Origin of the sequence: Aeromonas sp. QDB03, assembly GCF_027707985.1 — a bacterium.
Taxonomy (GTDB): domain Bacteria; phylum Pseudomonadota; class Gammaproteobacteria; order Enterobacterales; family Aeromonadaceae; genus Aeromonas; species Aeromonas hydrophila.
This window is the reverse complement of record NZ_JAPCJG010000003.1, coordinates 179,555-197,808: the sequence shown is the minus strand read 5'-3', so window position 1 is coordinate 197,808 and position 18,254 is coordinate 179,555. Positions and strand designations below refer to the sequence as shown.

The following is an 18,254-nucleotide window of genomic DNA, read 5'->3' as shown; positions in this document are numbered from 1 at the left end:
TGCCATGAGCATTCAGGTACAAGGACTCAACAAGCATTTCAACCAGTACGCGGCGCTGGCCGACATCAACCTCGACTTTCACGACGGTGAGCTGGTGGCGCTGCTCGGCCCCTCCGGCTGCGGCAAGACCACTTTGCTGCGGATCATCGCCGGGCTGGAGCAGGCCGACAGCGGCAGCGTCATCATTCGTGGTGAGGATGCCTCGGATCTGCACGTGCGCGAGCGCAACGTCGGCTTCGTGTTCCAGCACTACGCCCTGTTTCGCCACATGACGGTGTTCGAAAACGTGGCGTTTGGCCTGAGGGTCAAGCCGCGCAGCGAGCGACCGGCCGAGGCGGCGATCCGCGCCCGGGTCAAGGAGCTGCTGGATCTGGTGCAGCTCAGCCACGTGGCCGCGCGCTACCCGACCCAGCTCTCCGGCGGTCAGCGTCAGCGGGTCGCGCTGGCCCGAGCGCTGGCGGTACAGCCCAAGGTGCTGCTGCTGGATGAGCCGTTCGGCGCCCTCGATGCCCAGGTGCGCAAGGAGCTGCGCCGCTGGCTGCGGGAGCTGCACGACGAGCTGCACGTCACCAGCCTGTTCGTCACCCACGATCAGGAGGAGGCGCTGGAGGTGGCGGACCGGGTGGTGCTGATGAATGCCGGCAAGGTCGAGCAGATCGGCACCCCGGCCGAGGTCTACGACCAGCCCGCCAGTTCCTTCGTGCACAGCTTCCTCGGCAGCGTGAACCTGTTTCGCGGCCGGGTGGCCGGGCAGGGGCTCGGCATCGGCGAGCAGCTGCTGGGCGGGCCCATCAGCTCCCAGCTGGCGGAGGGCAGCGCGGCCGTCGCCTATGTCCGTCCCCACGAGCTGGAGATACTGCCGGCGGATGCGCCGGGCGGCATCAGCGCCACCATCACCCGCCTGCTGCCCATGGGGCCGCGCATCCGGGTGGAACTGCGTGGCAATGGGGATACAAACGGTGCACACTTCGAAGCCGAGCTGAGCAAGGAGGCGGCCCGCGCCTTCAGCCCGGGCCAGGGGGTGCGGCTGGTGGCCAAACAGGCTCAGCTCTACCCGGATTACCAGATTTGAGGGGCAGGCCCCTGGCGGGCCGCGCAGGCAAGCAGCGTGACCATGGCGGGGTCTGCCCGCCTGGGGTACAACAGGGTCAGTATGGTGCTCAGAGTTCAGGCTCGGGCGGCCAGACAAGATAACAACAAGGCGGCGGGGAAGGCCCCGACCGGCCGGTCAGCGCAGGAGGCGATGACGTGAATTTTCAGCAGTTGCGAATTATCCGGGAGGCGGCACGGCGGGATTACAACCTGACCGAGGTGGCCAATGCCCTGTTTACCTCCCAGTCCGGGGTCAGCCGCCATATCCGCGAGCTGGAAGAGGAGCTGGGGATCGAGTTGTTCATCCGCTACGGCAAGCGGCTGCTCGGCATGACCGAGCCGGGCAAGGAGCTGCTGGTGATCGCCGAGCGCATCCTCAACGACGCCAACAACATCCGCAAGCTGGCCAGCACCTTTGCCAACCGCGAGTCGGGCCGGCTGCTGGTGGCGACCACCCATACCCAGGCCCGCTATGCCCTGCCACGAGTGGTGAAGGCGTTTCGCGAGCAGTTCCCGCTGGTGCAGCTGGAGCTGCGCCAGGGCAGTCCGGAGGAGATAGTGCGGCTGGTGCAGACCGGCGAGGTGGACATCGGCATCAGCAGCGAGCAGCTCGACAAGAGCGAAGGGGTGGTGGCGTTTCCCTACTACCGCTGGCACCACAACATAGTGGTGCCGGAGCAGCATCCGCTCACCGCCGAGCGGGAGCTGACCCTGGCGGCGCTGGCCCACTGGCCCATCATCACCTACCAGGCCGGCCTGACCGGGCGGGCGCGGGTGGACGAGGCGTTTGCCGAGGCCGGCATCGCTCCGCAGATCCTGTTGACCGCGCAGGACTCCGACGTCATCAAGACCTATGTCGAGCTGGAGATGGGAGTAGGTATTCTCGCGGACATGGCGTTCGACACCCAGCGCGACAAGGGGCTGGTGCAGCTGGACGGCAGCCGGCTGTTTGCGCCCCACACCGCCTGGATCGGTCTCAAGCAGGGGCAGTTCCAGCACAACTTCGCCTGGCAGTTCATCCAGCTCTGCAACCCGGAGCTGGCGCTGGCGGACATTCAGGCCCGCGCCATGGGCAGCGAGGCGGCCATCGATTTCCAGATCTGAGGTGGAGCATCAGAGAAAACGGGGAGCCAGTGGCTCCCCGTTTTGTTGATGGTGTCATGCTGTGCCTGCGGCTCAGTTCACCTGGATCCAGGCATCCTGCCAATTGGTGCCGACCCCGGGTTCATACTGGGCGGCACTGGCCGACCACTGGCTGCACCAGCCGCGATAGGGGAAGGGCTTGCACTGGTAGACCTTGCCGTTCTTGGGCTGCAGCACCTTGGTACCGTCGGTGTAGGACTTGAGCCCGTCCGGGAAGGTGAACTGGTAGTCACCGCCGGCGGCCGGATCCTTGAGCATCAGATCCAGGGTCTGCTGCACCGCATCGCCACCGGCCTTGGGTTTGCCCTCGATCACCAGCTGGTGGTGACCGGCGCTGAGCCCGGTCAGCGGCATGGTGAAGCTGTGGGTGCTGTCCTTGATGTCGGCGCTGGTCTGCCCCTTGGCGGCCCCACCGTGATCATACAGGGTGTTGGTGACGGTCAGATCGCCCTCGGCGGCCACGGTAAAGTTGAGGGTAAGCTTGCCCTCGTCGAGCAGGTAGTCGCTCTCCAGGCCGCTCACGCTGACGCCATTGCTCACCGGCGGCTGCTGTTGCTCGAGCTGGATCTCGACCCGCTCCAGTGCGCTGCCGGCCTTGAAGTAGACCGGGTTCTGGCCGTAGACGGGGTTGAACTGGCCTTCGCCGCTCTGCTGGCCGGCCCGGATCTGGCTCTGCTCTGCATTGATCTTGGTCGCCAGGGCGTGGGTCCAGTTGTTCTTCTGGCCCTGCTCCGGGCTGGCGATGGTCAGCTCGGTCTGCAGATCGGGGCGCACGCCGTTGGCGTCGAACACCAGGGTTCTGGCCTTGTCGCCGACCGCCAGCTCGGTGGAAGGATAGATGGTGCCGCCCTGGCTCCAGGCCAGCGGCGGCTGGGTGCCGCCCTTGAAGTTGGCGTCGATCACGTTATAGAAGCTGTTGCTGGTGTCCCCCACTTCCCACACCCCCAGGATCACCTGATAGCCGGTGCGCTGGGGCAGGTTGCACTGGTGGGTGACCTGCTTGGGCGGCTGGGTCATGTTGCCGTCCACCATGCAGAAGGGGGTGAGCTCGAAGGCGGCGCGGGTCAGCGGCTGGTTCGGGTTCCAGTCCTGCTTGGTGAGGTAGTAGCGCCAGTTGCGGGTGACGTGGTTGGCGGTGAAGGTCCAGCTGATGGCGAAGGGGCCGGCCTGCACCTCGCGGCGGGTCCAGCGGTCGCTGGTCTGGGCGTTCAGCTCGCGCCAGCTGGCACTGCCGGCCGAGGCGATCTGACCATCGGGCGGGCCGGCCTGCGGGAAGCCGGAGGGGCCTTCCACGCTCTGGGGCTCCCATTGCACCGCGCCGCACTGGCTGTTGCCGCCGGTCTTGCATAGGTAGTTGCGCGATTCCGGCTGGCTGATGTAGCCGTGGGCGAGCACGCTGCCACTGACCAGCAGGGCCAGGGTCGCAGCGACGTGATTGAGTTGGATTTTTGCTGCCATACATTCCTCTGTTCGACAGATGTGGGCAGTCAAGTTGGCAGGGGGAGTTCCCCGAAGCACGATGTGGCAACCCCGCTATCCTGGACGACATGTCTTTAGACCGGAGGCTTTGCGTCCTGGCCTTTCAACCAGTTTGCCAAATGACTACATAAAGGGTCATGGTGTCGCGTTTGGCGACAACCCATCATGGCTATTTTTGATTAAATAATTAAGTGTAAATCTTTACAGCTTGACCTCATCGGAGTAGAGAAAACACTTAACTGTTTGTTTTTAAATGGTGGTTAACTGAGCGCCGCCGCATCAATGTCGTCGAACTGGTCGACAAGATGCAAAAAATCCACATTTTTCATCAATGAAGAACGCCCCCGCCAGCCGGGCTGACGGGGGCGTGCGCTGCGACAGGGCAGGACGGATCAGTGGCGAGCGCGGGGACGTTCAGCCGGGCTCACCTGCCGATGCAGAGGGGCGAGCCGCTGCTCCAGCTGCTGGTCGATGGCGCTGCCGAGTTTGAATACCGCCAGCCGCTCGTCCAGGCTGCGCGAAAGCCCGGCCAGCAGCTCGCTCTCCTGGGCCAGCTGGGAGGCGGACTGTGACATCTCCAGCGCCGAGTCGTTGATGCCGCTGACGTTGCGGTTCATGTCCTCCGCCACCATGCTCTGCTGTTCCGCCGCAGTCGCTATCTGGGTCGCCATGTCGCTGACGTGCTGGATATGGTTGACGATGAGGGAGAGATCCTGGCCCGCCTTCTCCGACTGGCTGACGCTGCTCTCCGCCAGCTTGCGGCTGGCGTCCATGGCGCTGGCGGCGGTCACCGCCCGCTGTTGCAGCTGGCCGATGGTGCTCTGGATCTCCTCGGTGGACTGGCGGGTGCGGCTGGCCAGCTGGCGCACCTCGTCGGCCACCACGGCAAACCCGCGGCCCTGCTCGCCGGCGCGGGCCGCCTCGATGGCGGCGTTGAGGGCCAGCAGGTTGGTCTGCTCCGAGATGGCGCTGATGACCGCCGTCACCTCGCTTATCTGCATCACCCCCTCTTTAAGCTGGTTGACCTGCAGGGTGGCCTGTTCCACCTCGGTGGCCAGCGCCTGGATGCCGTGTACGCTGGCGTGCACGTCCCGGTTGCCGAGGCCGGCCTCGCTGGTGGCGTCCTGGGTGTCGCGGGCGGTGTTCTCGGCGTGGCCCGCCACGTCGGAGATGGTGGCGCTCATCTCGTTCATGGCGGTGGCGAGCTGGGCCAGCTGATCCCGCTGGCTGTTGACCGCCTGGTTGGTCTGTTCGGCGGAGGCGGCGATGCGCAGGGCGGCATCCGCCACGTTGCGGGCCCCCTGGCTTGCTTCCAGCAGGGCGCGGCGAATGGCGTCGAGCCCCTGGTTGGTGCAGCTGGCGACGGCCCCCAGCTCATCCTTGCCGTGCACCGGGATGCTCACCACCAGATCGCCGGCGGCCACCTGCTGCATGGCCCGGTTGATCTCGGCCAGCGGGTTGACGATGGAGCGGCTGATGGCAAAGCCCAGCAGCCCCATCAGCAGGGTCACCAGCAAGGTGGCGCCCCCCATCAGCTGATACTGGGACCAGATGGTGGCCTGGATGTCCTGCAGCAACACGCCGGAGCCGAGGATCCAGCCCCAGGGCTGATAACCGGCCACCAGCGACATCTTCTGGGCCGCCTCGCCGGAGGGGGAGATCCACTTGTATTCCAGCCGGCCGCTGTGGCCCCCCTTGCCGAGATCCACCATCTGCTGCCAGTGGACGCCGGCGGTGGCGGTGCCGCTCTCGCCCATCTGCTGGCCGACCAGCTCGGGCCTGACGGGGTGCACCACCATCCGGCGGTTCTCGTCCAGCACGAACAGGTAGTTGTCGCCGTCAAAGCGCATGCTGTTGAGCATGGCCTTGGCTTCGGCCTGGGCCTGGGGGGCAGGCAGGGTGGTCGCCAGCGTCTGGATCCGGCTCATGGCCAGATCCAGCACGGCCTGCAGCCTGGCTTCCCGTTCACTCATCAGGTTGCGATGCAGGGCACTGACCGAGATGAGCAGCAGTGCGATGAAACCGATCAGCGCCAGTGAGAGCAACAGCATCAATTTGCGGCTCACGGCAATATCACCGAGCTTGAACATAGTCTCTTCCTTAACTTTCCCGTGCGGGTCTGGTGGTGGCCAGTCTGTTGGCTGGCCCTGATTATTTTGTTATTAACATTTAATTAACTTTCAATGGCTTGGGCCCATAAAACGCCAATTGAGCAATTTGACAATCAGTATAGCCAGCAGACAGAAACCCTCGCTTTTGGTAGCGTGATGGCGCGCATCCCGGCGCACTATTTGTCTGCTCAATTTGCAGAAAATGTGAATGAGTTGGCATTTCACCAAAAAGGAGTGGGCGCCCTCGTGGCCGCCCCATAACAAGAGGGAAGTTATGAGTTCCATTGCCAGGAATTATCTCAATCAGCTCAACGCCGACTACCTGCAGGTACACAGGCGCAAGGAGGATCTGTTCTGGTCCACCTACATGGGCACCAGCGACGATCAGGCCGGCTTCACCGCCGCCGAGCAGGCCTACAAGGCGTTCTGCGCCGATCCGGCGCGCCTGCCGGTGTTGCGGCAGATGCAGGCCCAGGCCGAGGAGACCGAGCTCAAGCGCGGTCTGGGGGGCTGGATCGCCTTCTTCGAGTGCAACGTCATCGAGGATCCTCAGGCCGCCGCCCTGATGGACGAACTGGTGGCCGCCGAGGCGGCGCTGTTTGCCCGCCGCCGGGAGCTGAAGCTGACCTTGCTGGATGAGCAGGGCCGGCAGGTGGCCGGCAGCCTGCCCGCCGCCAGCACGGCGCTGGCCGCTAGTAGCGACGAGGCGGTGCGGCAAAGCGCGCTCGCCATGTTCCACACCCTGGAGCAGTGGGTGGTGGACAACGGTTATCTGGCCATCGTCGCGCTGCGCAACCGCTTCGCCCGCGCCATGGGTTATCGCGACTACTTCGACTACAAGGTGCACAAGAACGAGCAGATGAGCCCGGTGCAGCTGTTCGCCATTCTCGACGACTTCATCGCCGGCACCGAGCAGCGGTTGCACCAGAGCCTGGCCGAGTTGAAAGCGGCCAAGGGGGAGGCGGCCCTGCTGCCCCACAACCTGCGCTACAGCGTGAGTGGCGACGTGACCCGCCAGCTCGACCCTTACGTGCCCTTCTCGCGGGCGCTGCAGGACTGGGTCGAGAGCTTTCGCCGGCTCGGCATCCAGTACCGCGGCGCCACCCTCACCCTGGATCTGCTGACCCGGGAGGGGAAATACGAGAACGGCTTCTGCCACGGCCCGGTGCCGAGCTTCTGGCAGGAGGGGGAGTGGGTGCCGGCGGTGGTCAACTTCACCAGCCTGGCCAACCCGGCCCAGGTGGGCAGCGGCTGGAGCGGGCTCAACACCCTGTTCCACGAGGGCGGCCACGCGGCGCACTTTGCCAATGTCACCGGCAACGCCCCCTGCTTCTCCCAGGAGTTCCCGCCCACCTCCATGGCCTACGCCGAGACCCAGTCGATGTTCTGCGACAGCCTGCTGGACGACGCGGACTGGCTCAAGCGCTACGCCAGAAACGCGGCGGGGGAGCCGATCCCCGATGCGCTGATCAAGGCGATGATCGAGGCGCGCCAGCCGTTTCGCGCCTTCAATGAGCGCCAGATCGCGCTGGTGGCCTACTTCGAGCGGGATCTCTACGCCATGCCCGAGGCCGAACGCACCCCGGCCGCCGTGCTGGCACTGGCCCGCCGCTGGGAGCGCCAGATCCTGGGGGTGGAGAGCCCGCGCCCGCTGCTGGCGATCCCGCACCTGCTCAACCAGGAGTCGGCCTGTGCCTATCACGGCTATCTGCTGGCGCTGATGGCGGTGGAGCAGACCCGCGCCTACTTCCTCAAACGCGACGGCTACCTCACCGACAACCCGCGCATCGGGCCGGATCTGGCCGCCCACTACTGGGGGCCGGGCAACGGCATGACCCATGACGAGACGCTGCAGAGCCTGACCGGTAAGGGCTTCAGCGCCGGTCCGCTGGCCCGGGCCTGCAACCAGAGCGTGGCCGAGGCGTGGCAGCAGGCAGAGGCCTGCATGGCGGCGGCCCGCCAGCGTCCGCCGGTCGGCGAGGGTGAGCCGCTCAATGCCCGCATCCGGGTGGTTCACGGCGACCAGCTTATCGCCGACAATAGTGGTTCCGAAGCGGCCATGCTGGCCGACTTCGAGCGCTGGATCCGCGACCACTACCAGGAGACGGTGACCAGCCACTGAGGTGCAAGCCGGTGAGCATGCGTTATGTCAGACCCCTGCCGCGGCAGGGGTCTGTTTTCATGGGAAGGAGTCGAGGGTGGGAACAACAGCGCGGTGGCGGTGGCTTCTGGTCACGCTGCTGCTGACGGGAGGGCTGGCGAAGCCGGCCCGGGCACTGCAGGCGCTGACCGAGCAGATGCCCCCTTACAACTATCAGCTGGCCGGTCAGCCGATGAGCGGTTTCTCGGTGGATCTGCTGCATACCCTGCTGGCGCGCAGCGGCCTGACGCTGCGCGGTGACATCCAGCTGCAGCCCTGGGCACGGGCCTATCAGAATGCCCGCTATCAGGCGGGCAGCATCCTCTTCTCGGTGGCGCGCACCCCGGAGCGGGAACAGCAGTTCCAGTGGGTGGGGCCGGTCGGGCCGCGCACCATCAGGGTGTGGCGGCTGAGCTCGCGCACCGACATCCAGCCCCGCAGCCTGCAGGAGGCGAGCCACTACCGGATCGCCGTGGTGCGCAATTCGGCCTCGGCCCAGCAGCTGATCCGCCAGGGGCTGGCGCCGGTCAGCGTCAACAGCGAGGAGGACAAGTTTCGCATGCTGCTGCGCGGCCGGGTGGAGCTGGTGACGGCGCTGGATCTGGGGGCCGCCTTTCACATGCACCAGCTGGGGCACGGCTTGGATGCGCTCACTCCGCTGTTCGTCTATGACGACGGCGAGCAGTACTACTTCGCCCTCAACCTAGCGACGGAGCCGGCCAAGGTGCAGGCCCTGCAGCGGGCCCTCGACCAGATGCGTCAAGATGGCTCGCTGGAGGCGCTGCGCCGGCGCTGGCTCAACCTGCATGCATTGCCGCCCGCCCCGGTCAGTGGGGCAACCCCCTCCTGATGGCGGCCCGGGTTCAGCCCTGGATCTTCAGCACGCTGACCGGTTTGTCCTTGAGCGCCACCAGCAGCTGGCGGCCCGGCAGCTTGTGGCCGTCGATCATGATGGAGCTGTGGCCGAAGTTGGCCACCAGCCGGCTGCCGTCGGAGAAGCGGGTCTCCTGCACCCGGCCCACCCCGTCACGCCAGCGAAAGCCCACCAGCGCCTTGTCCCACAGCGCCTCGTGCAGCGGGCCGAACTGGCTGTCGAGCCTCACCAGCTCCGGCAGGCGGCTCGCCAGCGTGCTGCGACTCAGGTTGACCAGCGGCGGCGTGTTGTAGAGCAGGCCGAGCAGGGCGCGCTCCTCCTTGATGCCCGGGAATTTCAGGTTGTCCAGCAGCCAGTGGTGGCTGTTGAGCACGGAGTCGTGGAACACCGCCTGATAGAGGGGCAGCCGATCCGCCGGGTTGAACACCGTCTTCAGGTAGCGCGGCTTGAGGCGGGCAGGCTGGAAGAAGACCTGCGGCGCTTCGTCCGGCCACCACTTGCCGAGGTAGTAGGGGGACTTGGCCTGCTTGCGCATGGCGGTATCGGTCCAGCCAAAGCCCCAGCTCTGGATGCCGTGGGCAAACAGCAGCGGCTTGCTGGTGAGGGCGTTGCCATCCTCCGAGCCCAGCACCAGCCCGAGCCGCTCTCCTACCCAGCTCATGCGGGCGTTGCGGTCGGCGATCATCGCCTGGCTGCCCTGCTGGTGGGCCGGGTTGTAATCGTTGGAGGCCATGGCGGTGCCGTCCACGTCGAGGAACAGGCTGTTGATGCCGCTGGCCTTGGCCAGCTCGCTCATGCGGCTCTTGGCAAACGGCAGGGTGCAGCCCGGATTGAGATAGACCCCCTCGCCACCAAAGCCTGGCTTGGGCTTGCCGTTGGCCTCGACGATGGCGCAGCGCTTGCCGATCTCCGGCGGCAGCTGGGCGGTGAGCCAGCTGTCGTTGGTGCCGGGCGCGATGGCGGTATCGTAGGAGTCATAGCTGCCCACCAGATAGCCCTGGCGCTGGGCGGCGGTGAGGGCATAGCCCTGCTGCAGGGCTGCCGTCCATTGCGGGGTGCCGAGCCACAGCTTGCGCAGTCCCGCCTGCTGCAGCGCCTCGATCACCGGCAGCGACAGCCCCTGGCCCCAGCGCTCCTGCGCCACCAGTTGCTCACCGAACTGGCTCTTGACCCACTGCTGGCGCAGGGCCAGCACCTTGCTCTGGGCCTGTGGGCCCTGCTGGGCAGGCAGCGGCAGCTGGTCGGCAATCAGCCGGTTGAGACCCGCCATGATCAGCGCCTGCTGCCAGGGTTCTGGCGCCTTGGCGGCCAGCGCCTCCCGCTCCTCGCTGTTGAAGCCTCGCAACCACTCCGGCTTTTGCCGGAGCTTGGCCTGCAGCGCGGGCCACGCCTTCACATCTTGCCGATCGAGCAGGGCATCGCCCCACAGGTAGACATGGCTGGCGCCGATCAGCCGCCGCCCGGCGGGAATGCGGGCGACCTTGTCGGCCAGAGACTGCCAGGCCCCCTCGCTCTGCAGCCACGCCCGGTAGCGGCGGGCGCCGGCCAGCCAGTCATCCCCCACGCTCAGCCGCACCACCATAGGCGCCTGCTGGTTGAAGCTGCTGAATTCATGGCTGGCGCTCAGTTGCAGCCGGCCTCCCTGGCGGCTGAAGCGAAGCCGGTTGTCGTAGGGGGTCTGCAGGATCCAGCTGTAGGTCTGCTTGCCGGCATCCTGGCTCCAGAGCGGCAGCTTGAGGTCGTAGTGGGTGTTGAGTTCGGCCAGCTCGTCGCCGACATAGCCGAGCCAGTCGCTGTCGCGCACCGAGAAGCGGCTGCCCTCGCCGAAGGCCAGGGAGAGGTGGGTCTGGTTTTTCGGCAGGCTGAACCAGGCCAGCTGACGGGGACTGTCGCTGACCAGCGTCAGCAAGAGGTCGTCGCCATCCAGCTTGACCTCCACCCTGGCGTCCTGGGCGGGCCAGTGCCAGCTGGCCTGCTGCTCCCCTTGTTGCAACTGATCGACCTGGCGGGCGGGCTGGCCGGCGCTGACCGGGATCTGGTTGACCGAGATGGCCAGGGTATCGGGATCGATGCGGTAACGCTGGGTCTCGCCCTGCAGCGTCAGGGGGGCGGCGGCCAGCGGCGCCGCCAGCAGTGAAATCAACAGCCAGCCCAGTGCTGGCGCCCGTATCGGCAAACCGTTCATGCAACATCCTTGACCTGATTGATGCCATCAGGGTACGCCGACGCCTGCCCCCCGGTACAGCCAAATCTGCTTAACCCATATGGGGTGAATGGCCTCATTACAGCCCTTTTTGGAGCCATTTTCATGCGGCAAAAAAGCATCATTCGAACCCTCTCTCAGCCCCCGCCAGCACTGACTTGCGCGACTCATCCTGCGGGGGTGAACCTCCCGCGCCCATTTTTTCGACGCCCCATATAGGGGGGTGCCAGCCTGCTCGACGGTTTCTAGCATGCCTGCTCACTTTGAACGCAATTCATTGTTTTATAAGGATTGTTTTTGACTGGAGTATCAGTATGAAGAGAGCGAAATGGAAGCCTTGGCTGGGGTTGGGCGCCCTCTTGGCCGGGGTGATCGGCTGGTACCTGTGGCCGCAAGCAGTGGCGCCCGGTCAGGCGGCGGCAGGGGATGAGGAGCACGCGGCGGATAGCGGCCCGCTGGCGGAGCTCGCGCCACTCGCCGTCATGCCTGCGCCTGTGCTCAAGCCGGCGCCGGTCGCGGCCCCTACCAAGCCGGATCGGCTGCGAGAAGATGGCAGCCAGCAGCTGGAGACCCCCTGGCAGGCGGCCGAGGTGGATGCGGACTTTCCGCTGGCGGAGCCCGGCGATGCGGTCGAGCAGCCCCAGCCGATCGCCCTGCAGGGCAGCGACCTGGAGCGGGCCCAGGTGGGTGACAGCGTAGCCCTGCCAATGCCGGACGGCAGCACCCTGCAGGCCAGGGTGACCAAGGTCGAACTGCAGCGGGGTGGGGAGCGCAACTGGCAGGGGGAAATTCGGGTCGACGGTGACAGCTATCCGGTCAATTTCACCGTCGGCAAGCAAGCGACTTTCGGGTTCATCGGCACGCCGCAAGGCAGTTACTCCGTCGAGACCCTGGGAGGCAAGGGCTGGGTTTACAAGAACCCGCCGCTGGATCTGGGTCATGGCGGCGATGACGCCCTGATCCCGACTCACCAATAACAACAGAAAAGGAAGATCACATGCAGAAAACCACCTTGGGGATCATGATTGCGGGATTGCTCGGGGCGACCCCCGTGCTGGCGGAAACCATCGACCTGATGGTGCTGCACAGTCCGGGGCTGGCGGCCCGCTATCAGGGGGACGCCCAGACCCGGATCCAGCACATGATCAACGTCACCAACCAGATCTATGCCGCCAGCGGCCTGGATCTGACGGTGCGGGCCGTGCACGACCAGCAGGTCAATTACCCGGATGGCGGCACCGACAAATCCGCGCTCAACGCGGTGACTTACCAGCAGGATCCGGCTTTCAAGCAGGTTCCGACCCTGCGCACCCGCTATGGCGCCGACATGGTGGTGCTGATGCGCCCCCAGACCGGTGACCACGGCAGCTGCGGGCTGGCCTGGGTTGGCGGTTCCGCGACCTATACCGATGGCAGCAAGGCGTATGCCGATGGGGATGTCTCCCAGGATGCCGGCAGCATGTTCAGCCATGTCACGGCCACCGGCTGTGGCGACGTGGTGCTGGCGCACGAGCTGGGTCACAACATGGGGCTCAACCACTCCCGCCTGCAAGATGGCACGGGGGGCACTTATCACTATGCGTTGGGGCACGGGGTGCGGGGTTCCTTCGCCACCGTGATGGCTTATCCCTCCAGCTTCGGGGTCTACAGCCACGAGTACAAGTTCTCCAGCCCTGACCTGATCTGCAAGGGGCAGCCGTGCGGCGTGGATTACCGGGATCAGGCCAACGGTGCCGATGCGGTGCGGGCGCTGAAGGTGACGACGCCGCAGATCGCCGCCTTCTATCCCACCATGGTGACGGAAGCGCTGCCGGATCTGGGCGAGCTGGAACGCTCCCTCGAGACCCGACGTCAGGATTTGGCGGCGGCCCAGGAGCACTACAGCCAGCAGGTGGCGGCCAGAACCGCTCTGCAGGATCGCCAGCAGACGCTCAAGGGCAACTTTGATCGCTACCAGCGCGAGCTGAGCCAGCTGAACCAGCGCAACCGGCAGACGGTGCAGGAGATCAACCGGCTGGTGCGCGAGCACAACAGCTACAACGGCAGCTACGGCCCGCAAGAGTATCGCCGGATCCGCGCCATCCAGGCGAGCCTGAGCGCCCGCATCGATCAGCTGCACGATGAGAACAACGCCATCATTCGCCAATCCAACGAGATCAGCCAGCGCTACCAGGCCGAGGTGAACGAGTACAACGGCAGCTGGGATCGCTACAACCAGCTGGTGGCGGCGGTGAAGAGTGCCGACGGTAAGGTGGACGAGGCGCGCCGCGAGCTGGAGCTGGCCGAGCACAGGTATCAGCTGGCGCTGGCCCGCCAGCCGGCCGAGACGCAGCCGGCCTGATGCAACAAGGGCGCCCCGCAACAGGCGGGGCGCCCTTGATGTCTGTCAGAGGAGCCGACCGGGCAAGCCCGGCCGGCTTTTTTTGCTGGCCGATGTCAGTCAACCTGTTTGGCTGCGGGTTTCGCATTCACCGTCAACTGGGCGAGGGCGGCCTGCACTGCGGCTGCCAGCTGGGGATCGCGCCCCGCCAGCATGTCGGCCGGAGTCAGCGCCACCTGCACGTCCGGGATCAGCTCCTGATTCTCGTACAGGCTGCCGTCGGGGTTGCGCAGCCCCAGGGTCGGGATGCCGTAGGCGAGGCCCGGGATCAGCCTGGAGGTGTGGGCATACACCATGGTGCCGGTGCCCGGCACCGGCTCACCGACGATGGGGCCCACCTTGAGGGTGCGGTAGTACTGGGGAAAGGCCGATCCTTCCGAGTAGCTGCCCGCATTGACCAGCACCACCGAGGGCTTGGTCCACTGGCGGGTGGCGGCGTCCGTCTCCCCCTTGCCAAGGCGTGGCCAGCTGCGGGCCATGCCCTGGGCGCTGCCGCTGCCGGTCAGGAACTCCACCAGGGTGTTGGCCAGATAGCCCCCCTTGTTGAAGCGCACGTCGACGATCAGCGCCTCGCGGTTGCGTTGGCGACCGAGGGCGTCGGCCACCACCTCCTCATAGACGGCGCTGCTCATCTCCGGCAGATAGACGTAGCCGACCCGCCCCTGGCTCAACTGCTCCACCTGGCTGCGGCGCTTGGCGATCCAGCCGTCGAGCTGCAACTGATACTCCTGCTGCAGGTCGATGGCGGTGACCTCCAGCTGGCTGGGCTCCTTGGCCCCCTTGGGCTGCACAGTGAGCGCCAGCCGCTGGCCGGCCTGGTGGTTGAGCAGGGCATCCAGCTCGTTGAGGCTGTGCAGCTCGGTGCCGTTGACGGCCAGCAGGCGGGCTCCCGGCGCCAGGTCCGTCTCCTGCTCCAGCGGGCCGCCGGCCAGCAGGGCGTCGAGCTCGACCACCCCCTGTCGCTCGCGCCAGTAACCACCGAGGCTGGCGGTCTCGTCCGGCATGCGCAGGGAGGGGGCCGGACCGCTGCCCCAGGTGTGGGAGACATTGAGCTCGCCGGCCAGCTCGGCCAGCAGGTTGCCGAAGTCACGATCGTTGCTGATGCCGGGCAGCAGGCGGCGATAGGCGGCCACATAGCCGTCCCAGTCCACCCCGTTCATGTCGGCCCGGTAGAACTCGTCCCGGGTGAGGCGGGTGATCTGGTCGAAGGCGGCGCTCATCCGGTCCTGCCAGCTGGCGGTGATCAGCAGATTGAAGGGGTGGCTGCTGGGCTCGCCGGAGCGGGTATCGATGAGGGCGATTTCCCCCTCCCGCACCAGGGTGGCGAGGCTGGCATCCTGGTTGAGGCTGGCCAGTGCCGGCCCCGGTTGCTCGGCAAACAGCAGCTTGGTTTCCCCCTTGCGCAGATCCTGGGCATAGCCCTTGATCTCGCTCTCGCCGTTGGCGTCCATCACCTCCACCAGATAGATCAGATGATCGTCGACGATGCGGCTGGCGAGGATGGGGCCCTCTGGCTGCAGCTGGAGTGCCTCCCGGTGGGCCAGCCGATCGGCTTCGAAGCCGTAACCGGCCTTGGGCGGCGCCTGTTCGGCGATGAAGTCGCTCTTGGCGGCGCGACTGCTGTAGAGGCCGAGCAGGCTACCGCCGAGGGGCTCGCCATCGGCACCCAGCACCCCGTACTTGGTGGATTGCCAGTAGAGGATGCCGCCGTCCTGACTCCAGGCAGGATCGCCATCCCGATAGCCGTTGAGGCTGACGTTGACCGGTTTGGCCTTGGCATCCCGGGTATCGATGACGGCGATCTCCTGCTGGGCGGAGTCGGGCTGGATGGTCAGCGCCAGGTGGCGCGAATCGGGGGCAAAGGCCAGCTCCACCGCGTGGCGGGAGGGGTTGAACTCGGCGGCGACCAGCTGGCGCTGCTTGCCGCTGGCCAGATCCAGCAGGTGGACGGCCTGGCCGTCCACCACGAAGGCGAGCTGTTTGCCGTCGGGGGAGAGGGTCGGCACGCTGATGGTGGCGCCCGGGATGGCCAGCAGTTTCTCCTCGGTCAGGGTGCCGGGGTCGCTGAACAGCTTGTCCGGCTGCCCCTTCTTGAGGCGATACAGCGCCGCCGGCCCCTCCTGCTCGGAGAGGTAGATGAGCTCCTGCTCTTTATCCAGATAGCGCGGCGCCGACTGCTCGCTGGGGTGGCGGGTGAGCTGGCGTACCCGCTCGCGCCGGGTGTCGACCGCGTAGAGATCCCCCTGGCTGACCAGGATCACCTCTTCCCCGTCCTGGCGGGCGATGGCCTCGTCGACGGGGCCGGGTTGCCAGCTTTGCTCGGCCGGTACCTTGGCGAACAGCGGCTGGATGACGAGCTTGCGCGGGGTGTCGCTGCCGGCATCGAGGCGGTAGAGCTCCCCCTGCCAGGACCAGACCAGATCCCCCTGGCGGGAGGCACTGAGGCCGCGCACCGGATGGCCCTTGAAGTGGGTGAGCTGGCGATCCTGGCCGCTGGCCAGATCCCGTTGCCAGACGTTGAAATCGCCGCTGCGCTCACTCAGGTAGTAGAGCTGCTTGCCCTGCTCACCCCAGACCGGATCGCTGGCGGCCACCCTGTCTTCGGTCAGCTGGCGATGCTGCTTGCCGTCGAACAACCACAGGCGGGAGACGGCGAACGAGTGCTGGTGCTTGCGAAACGGCTGATCCATGCCCGGCATCTGGTAGGCCAGCTGGTTGCCGTGGGGGCGGGCCAGGGTGGCGGGCAGGGGCTGGGCCGGGGTCAGCGGGCCGCCGGCAACCGGCGTCCAGTAGAGGTTGCCGGCCTGGTAGCCTTCCGCCACGAAGTGATCGGCGTCGGGGTCGGTCAGCCGCTGGCTGCTCAGCAACAGCTGCTTGCTGTCGGCGCTGAAGGCCTGGGGCAGATCGGGGCGCGAATCCCGGGTCAGCCGCACCATCTCGCCGCCGTGGCTCGGCACCACGAACACGTCTTCGTTGCCGTAGAGATTGGCGGCAAAGGCTATGAGTTTGCCATCCGGCGACCAGATCGGGCGCTGGCTCAGGTAGTTGCCGTCGGTGAGGGGCATGGCGGGGCCGCCATCCCCCGCGCTCAGGTAGACGCGGCCCTGCCAGGTGAAGGCAAGCTGCTTGCCGTCGGGGGAGAGGGCGGGCTCGCGCAGCCAGAGCGGCTCGGCCGCCTGCAGGGAGGTGCAGAGCAGCAGGAGCAGCAGGGAGAGTCGGTATCGCATCGTGAGGTTCCTGAGAGGTGAAAAGCGCCTTATCTTCCCCCAATGTCCCGCCCGGGACTATCCCGAGATAGGGGGGTTATCCCGTTGTTTTGGCAGTTAATTGTAACAATCTATAAAAGATGGCGCGGGATATGTTTCTCTGGATATATTGAGTATTGATGGCGATCCAATATGATGGCGCTCGCCCGCCACACGAGGCGGTGCAGTTCAGATGATTTGGTAACAGAAAAGCCCTTACCAGAGGCTTGCCGAGGGATGGAATGAGAGCCGTATTACTGTGTTTGCTGGGGCTGTGGCCCGCATTGAGTTTTGCCACCCTGTCCGCCGATATGGTGGTGGTGAAGAAATCGAGTTATAGCCTGACCCTGATGAAGGATGGCAAGGAGGTCAAACGCTACTGGATCGCTCTGGGTCCGGCTCCCAAGGGGCACAAGCAGCGGGAAGGGGATCAGCGCACGCCGGAAGGCCGTTACATCCTCGACTACAAGAAGACCAACTCCAACTATTACAAGGCCATCCACATCAACTACCCGAATCTGGACGACATCAAGGCGGCCAACGAGATGGGTGTGCGACCGGGTGGCATGATCATGATCCACGGTCAGCGCAACAGCATAGGCAACACCCGCCTGCAGCCGTCCAACTGGACCAATGGCTGCATCGCCATGCTCAACAAGGATCTGGACGAAGTGTGGAACGCCATTGAACCCGGCACCCCCATCGTCATTCAGCCCTGACTCTCTGCAGCGCGCCACCTTCGGGTGGCGTTCTGTTTTTTGGGCCCTCTGTTCTGCTTCATCCTCTCTTTACCCGCAGCCTCTTGGTATCCGTCCCCGTGCTGTGCTAGTTTTTCCGGCTCGCCGTGGACGCAACAAGGATGATCCCATGCCATCAGCAACCTGCTCCCGGCCCGTCGGGGCCGAGAGTACCCGCGCGCTCTGGTGGCGCGCTTCCATCGATATTCTGCCGCTCTCCGTCTCGGTGATCCCCTGGGGGATCCTGTGCGGCGCCCTGGCGCTGCAGGTGGGGCTGAGCCCGCTGCAGGCCCAGCTGATGTCGCTGCTGGTCTATGCCGGTGCCGCCCAGCTCTCGGCCACCACCCTGTTCGGGGCGGGCACGCCGCTGCTGCCCATCATAGGCTCCACCTTCGTCATCACTTCCCAGCATCTGCTCTACGGCTTCACCTTTCGCCGCGACGTGCTGCCGCTCTCCCTGCGCTGGCGCGCCAGTCTGGCCTTCTTCCTGACCGACGAGATGTTCGCGGTGGCGCTCAAAGACCGGGAGCGCAGCGGCCGTTTCGATCCGGCCTATGCGCTCATCGCCGGCTTCGTCTTCTATCTGTTCTGGAATGCGGCGACCCTGCTCGGCATCGCCGCCGGCCAGTACATCGACGGGCTGGATCAGATGGGGCTGGATTTTGCCATCGCCGCCACTTTCATCGCCATGACCATTCCCGCCATGAAGAACCTGCCCATGGTGGCGGCTACCCTGGTGAGCGGTGCCATGGCGCTGCTCACCAAGCCGCTGCTGGCGGAGGTCTACATCATCATCTCGGCGCTCTCCGGCATGCTGGTGGGTTATGTGCTGCACCGGATGAGGAGGTAA

General features: G+C 65.8%; 12 protein-coding genes and 1 riboswitch. Of the genes, 8 read left to right on the top strand and 4 right to left on the bottom strand.

Translation table 11 applies throughout. The features are described 5' to 3' along the window. Positions 1–4 precede the first annotated feature (4 nt). Together PG900_RS10150 and cbl are read left to right on the top strand one after the other, a co-directional pair. On the top strand, positions 5–1,072 hold the full coding sequence (locus PG900_RS10150) for a sulfate/molybdate ABC transporter ATP-binding protein (protein WP_011704575.1): 1,068 nt from the start codon (positions 5–7) through the stop codon (positions 1,070–1,072). Positions 1,073–1,248: 176 nt separating this feature from the next. Further along, positions 1,249–2,196 carry an HTH-type transcriptional regulator Cbl gene (gene cbl / locus PG900_RS10145; protein ID WP_011704576.1) on the top strand — a complete coding sequence of 316 codons (948 nt, stop codon included), beginning with the start codon at positions 1,249–1,251 and terminating at the stop codon, positions 2,194–2,196. 72 nt (positions 2,197–2,268) lie between these two features. Here cbl and gbpA read toward each other — a convergent pair whose 3' ends face one another. Both gbpA and PG900_RS10135 read right to left on the bottom strand, forming a co-directional pair. After that, positions 2,269–3,693 (bottom strand): N-acetylglucosamine-binding protein GbpA, encoded by a 1,425-nt coding sequence (gene gbpA, locus PG900_RS10140; protein WP_242796386.1) that lies wholly within the window; start codon positions 3,691–3,693, stop codon positions 2,269–2,271. Between the two features lie 62 nt (positions 3,694–3,755). Then, positions 3,756–3,841: riboswitch (cyclic di-GMP riboswitch) on the bottom strand. Positions 3,842–4,106: 265 nt separating this feature from the next. After that, a complete protein-coding gene (locus PG900_RS10135) occupies positions 4,107–5,804 on the bottom strand; it encodes a methyl-accepting chemotaxis protein (RefSeq protein WP_270831408.1) in 1,698 nt (565 codons plus the stop codon). Positions 5,805–6,099: 295 nt separating this feature from the next. On the opposite strand from PG900_RS10135, the gene PG900_RS10130 reads away from it, so the two are divergent. Both PG900_RS10130 and PG900_RS10125 read left to right on the top strand, forming a co-directional pair. Continuing rightward, positions 6,100–7,947 carry a M3 family metallopeptidase gene (locus tag PG900_RS10130; RefSeq protein WP_270831407.1) on the top strand — a complete coding sequence of 616 codons (1,848 nt, stop codon included), beginning with the start codon at positions 6,100–6,102 and terminating at the stop codon, positions 7,945–7,947. Positions 7,948–8,023: 76 nt separating this feature from the next. After that, positions 8,024–8,815: a substrate-binding periplasmic protein gene (locus PG900_RS10125; protein WP_270831406.1), complete on the top strand. Its 792-nt coding sequence runs from the start codon at positions 8,024–8,026 to the stop codon at positions 8,813–8,815. Positions 8,816–8,828: 13 nt separating this feature from the next. Here PG900_RS10125 and PG900_RS10120 read toward each other — a convergent pair whose 3' ends face one another. Beyond that, the gene (locus PG900_RS10120) at positions 8,829–11,024 is read right to left on the bottom strand and encodes a glycoside hydrolase (RefSeq protein WP_270831405.1); all 2,196 of its coding nucleotides are present in this window, start codon (positions 11,022–11,024) and stop codon (positions 8,829–8,831) included. Between the two features lie 332 nt (positions 11,025–11,356). Here PG900_RS10120 and PG900_RS10115 point away from each other — a divergent pair, with 332 nt between their 5' ends. Both PG900_RS10115 and PG900_RS10110 read left to right on the top strand, forming a co-directional pair. Next, positions 11,357–12,019 carry a hypothetical protein gene (locus PG900_RS10115; protein WP_270831404.1) on the top strand — a complete coding sequence of 221 codons (663 nt, stop codon included), beginning with the start codon at positions 11,357–11,359 and terminating at the stop codon, positions 12,017–12,019. 20 nt (positions 12,020–12,039) lie between these two features. Then, positions 12,040–13,383: a zinc-dependent metalloprotease gene (locus tag PG900_RS10110; RefSeq protein WP_270831403.1), complete on the top strand. Its 1,344-nt coding sequence runs from the start codon at positions 12,040–12,042 to the stop codon at positions 13,381–13,383. Between the two features lie 95 nt (positions 13,384–13,478). Here the strand turns inward: PG900_RS10110 and PG900_RS10105 are convergent, their stop codons facing one another. Beyond that, positions 13,479–16,649 carry a S41 family peptidase gene (locus PG900_RS10105; RefSeq protein WP_270831402.1) on the bottom strand — a complete coding sequence of 1,057 codons (3,171 nt, stop codon included), beginning with the start codon at positions 16,647–16,649 and terminating at the stop codon, positions 13,479–13,481. Between the two features lie 260 nt (positions 16,650–16,909). Between PG900_RS10105 and PG900_RS10100 the strand changes: the two genes are divergently transcribed. Both PG900_RS10100 and PG900_RS10095 read left to right on the top strand, forming a co-directional pair. Continuing rightward, positions 16,910–17,386: a L,D-transpeptidase family protein gene (locus PG900_RS10100; protein ID WP_024944607.1), complete on the top strand. Its 477-nt coding sequence runs from the start codon at positions 16,910–16,912 to the stop codon at positions 17,384–17,386. 148 nt (positions 17,387–17,534) lie between these two features. Beyond that, positions 17,535–18,254, top strand: coding sequence for an AzlC family ABC transporter permease (locus PG900_RS10095; protein ID WP_270831401.1), 720 nt, complete (start codon positions 17,535–17,537; stop codon positions 18,252–18,254).

What these genes read in the sequence shown, in the direction of transcription:
- PG900_RS10130 (WP_270831407.1), top strand. Translation starts at nt 6,100, where the DNA reads ATGAGTTCCATTGCCAGGAATTATCTCAATCAGCTCAACGCCGACTAC.
- PG900_RS10120 (WP_270831405.1), bottom strand. Translation starts at nt 11,024, where the DNA reads ATGAACGGTTTGCCGATACGGGCGCCAGCACTGGGCTGGCTGTTGATT.
- PG900_RS10150 (WP_011704575.1), top strand. Translation starts at nt 5, where the DNA reads ATGAGCATTCAGGTACAAGGACTCAACAAGCATTTCAACCAGTACGCG.
- PG900_RS10115 (WP_270831404.1), top strand. Translation starts at nt 11,357, where the DNA reads ATGAAGAGAGCGAAATGGAAGCCTTGGCTGGGGTTGGGCGCCCTCTTG.
- gbpA (WP_242796386.1), bottom strand. Translation starts at nt 3,693, where the DNA reads ATGGCAGCAAAAATCCAACTCAATCACGTCGCTGCGACCCTGGCCCTG.
- PG900_RS10100 (WP_024944607.1), top strand. Translation starts at nt 16,910, where the DNA reads ATGAGAGCCGTATTACTGTGTTTGCTGGGGCTGTGGCCCGCATTGAGT.
- PG900_RS10095 (WP_270831401.1), top strand. Translation starts at nt 17,535, where the DNA reads ATGCCATCAGCAACCTGCTCCCGGCCCGTCGGGGCCGAGAGTACCCGC.
- PG900_RS10105 (WP_270831402.1), bottom strand. Translation starts at nt 16,649, where the DNA reads ATGCGATACCGACTCTCCCTGCTGCTCCTGCTGCTCTGCACCTCCCTG.
- PG900_RS10110 (WP_270831403.1), top strand. Translation starts at nt 12,040, where the DNA reads ATGCAGAAAACCACCTTGGGGATCATGATTGCGGGATTGCTCGGGGCG.
- PG900_RS10135 (WP_270831408.1), bottom strand. Translation starts at nt 5,804, where the DNA reads ATGTTCAAGCTCGGTGATATTGCCGTGAGCCGCAAATTGATGCTGTTG.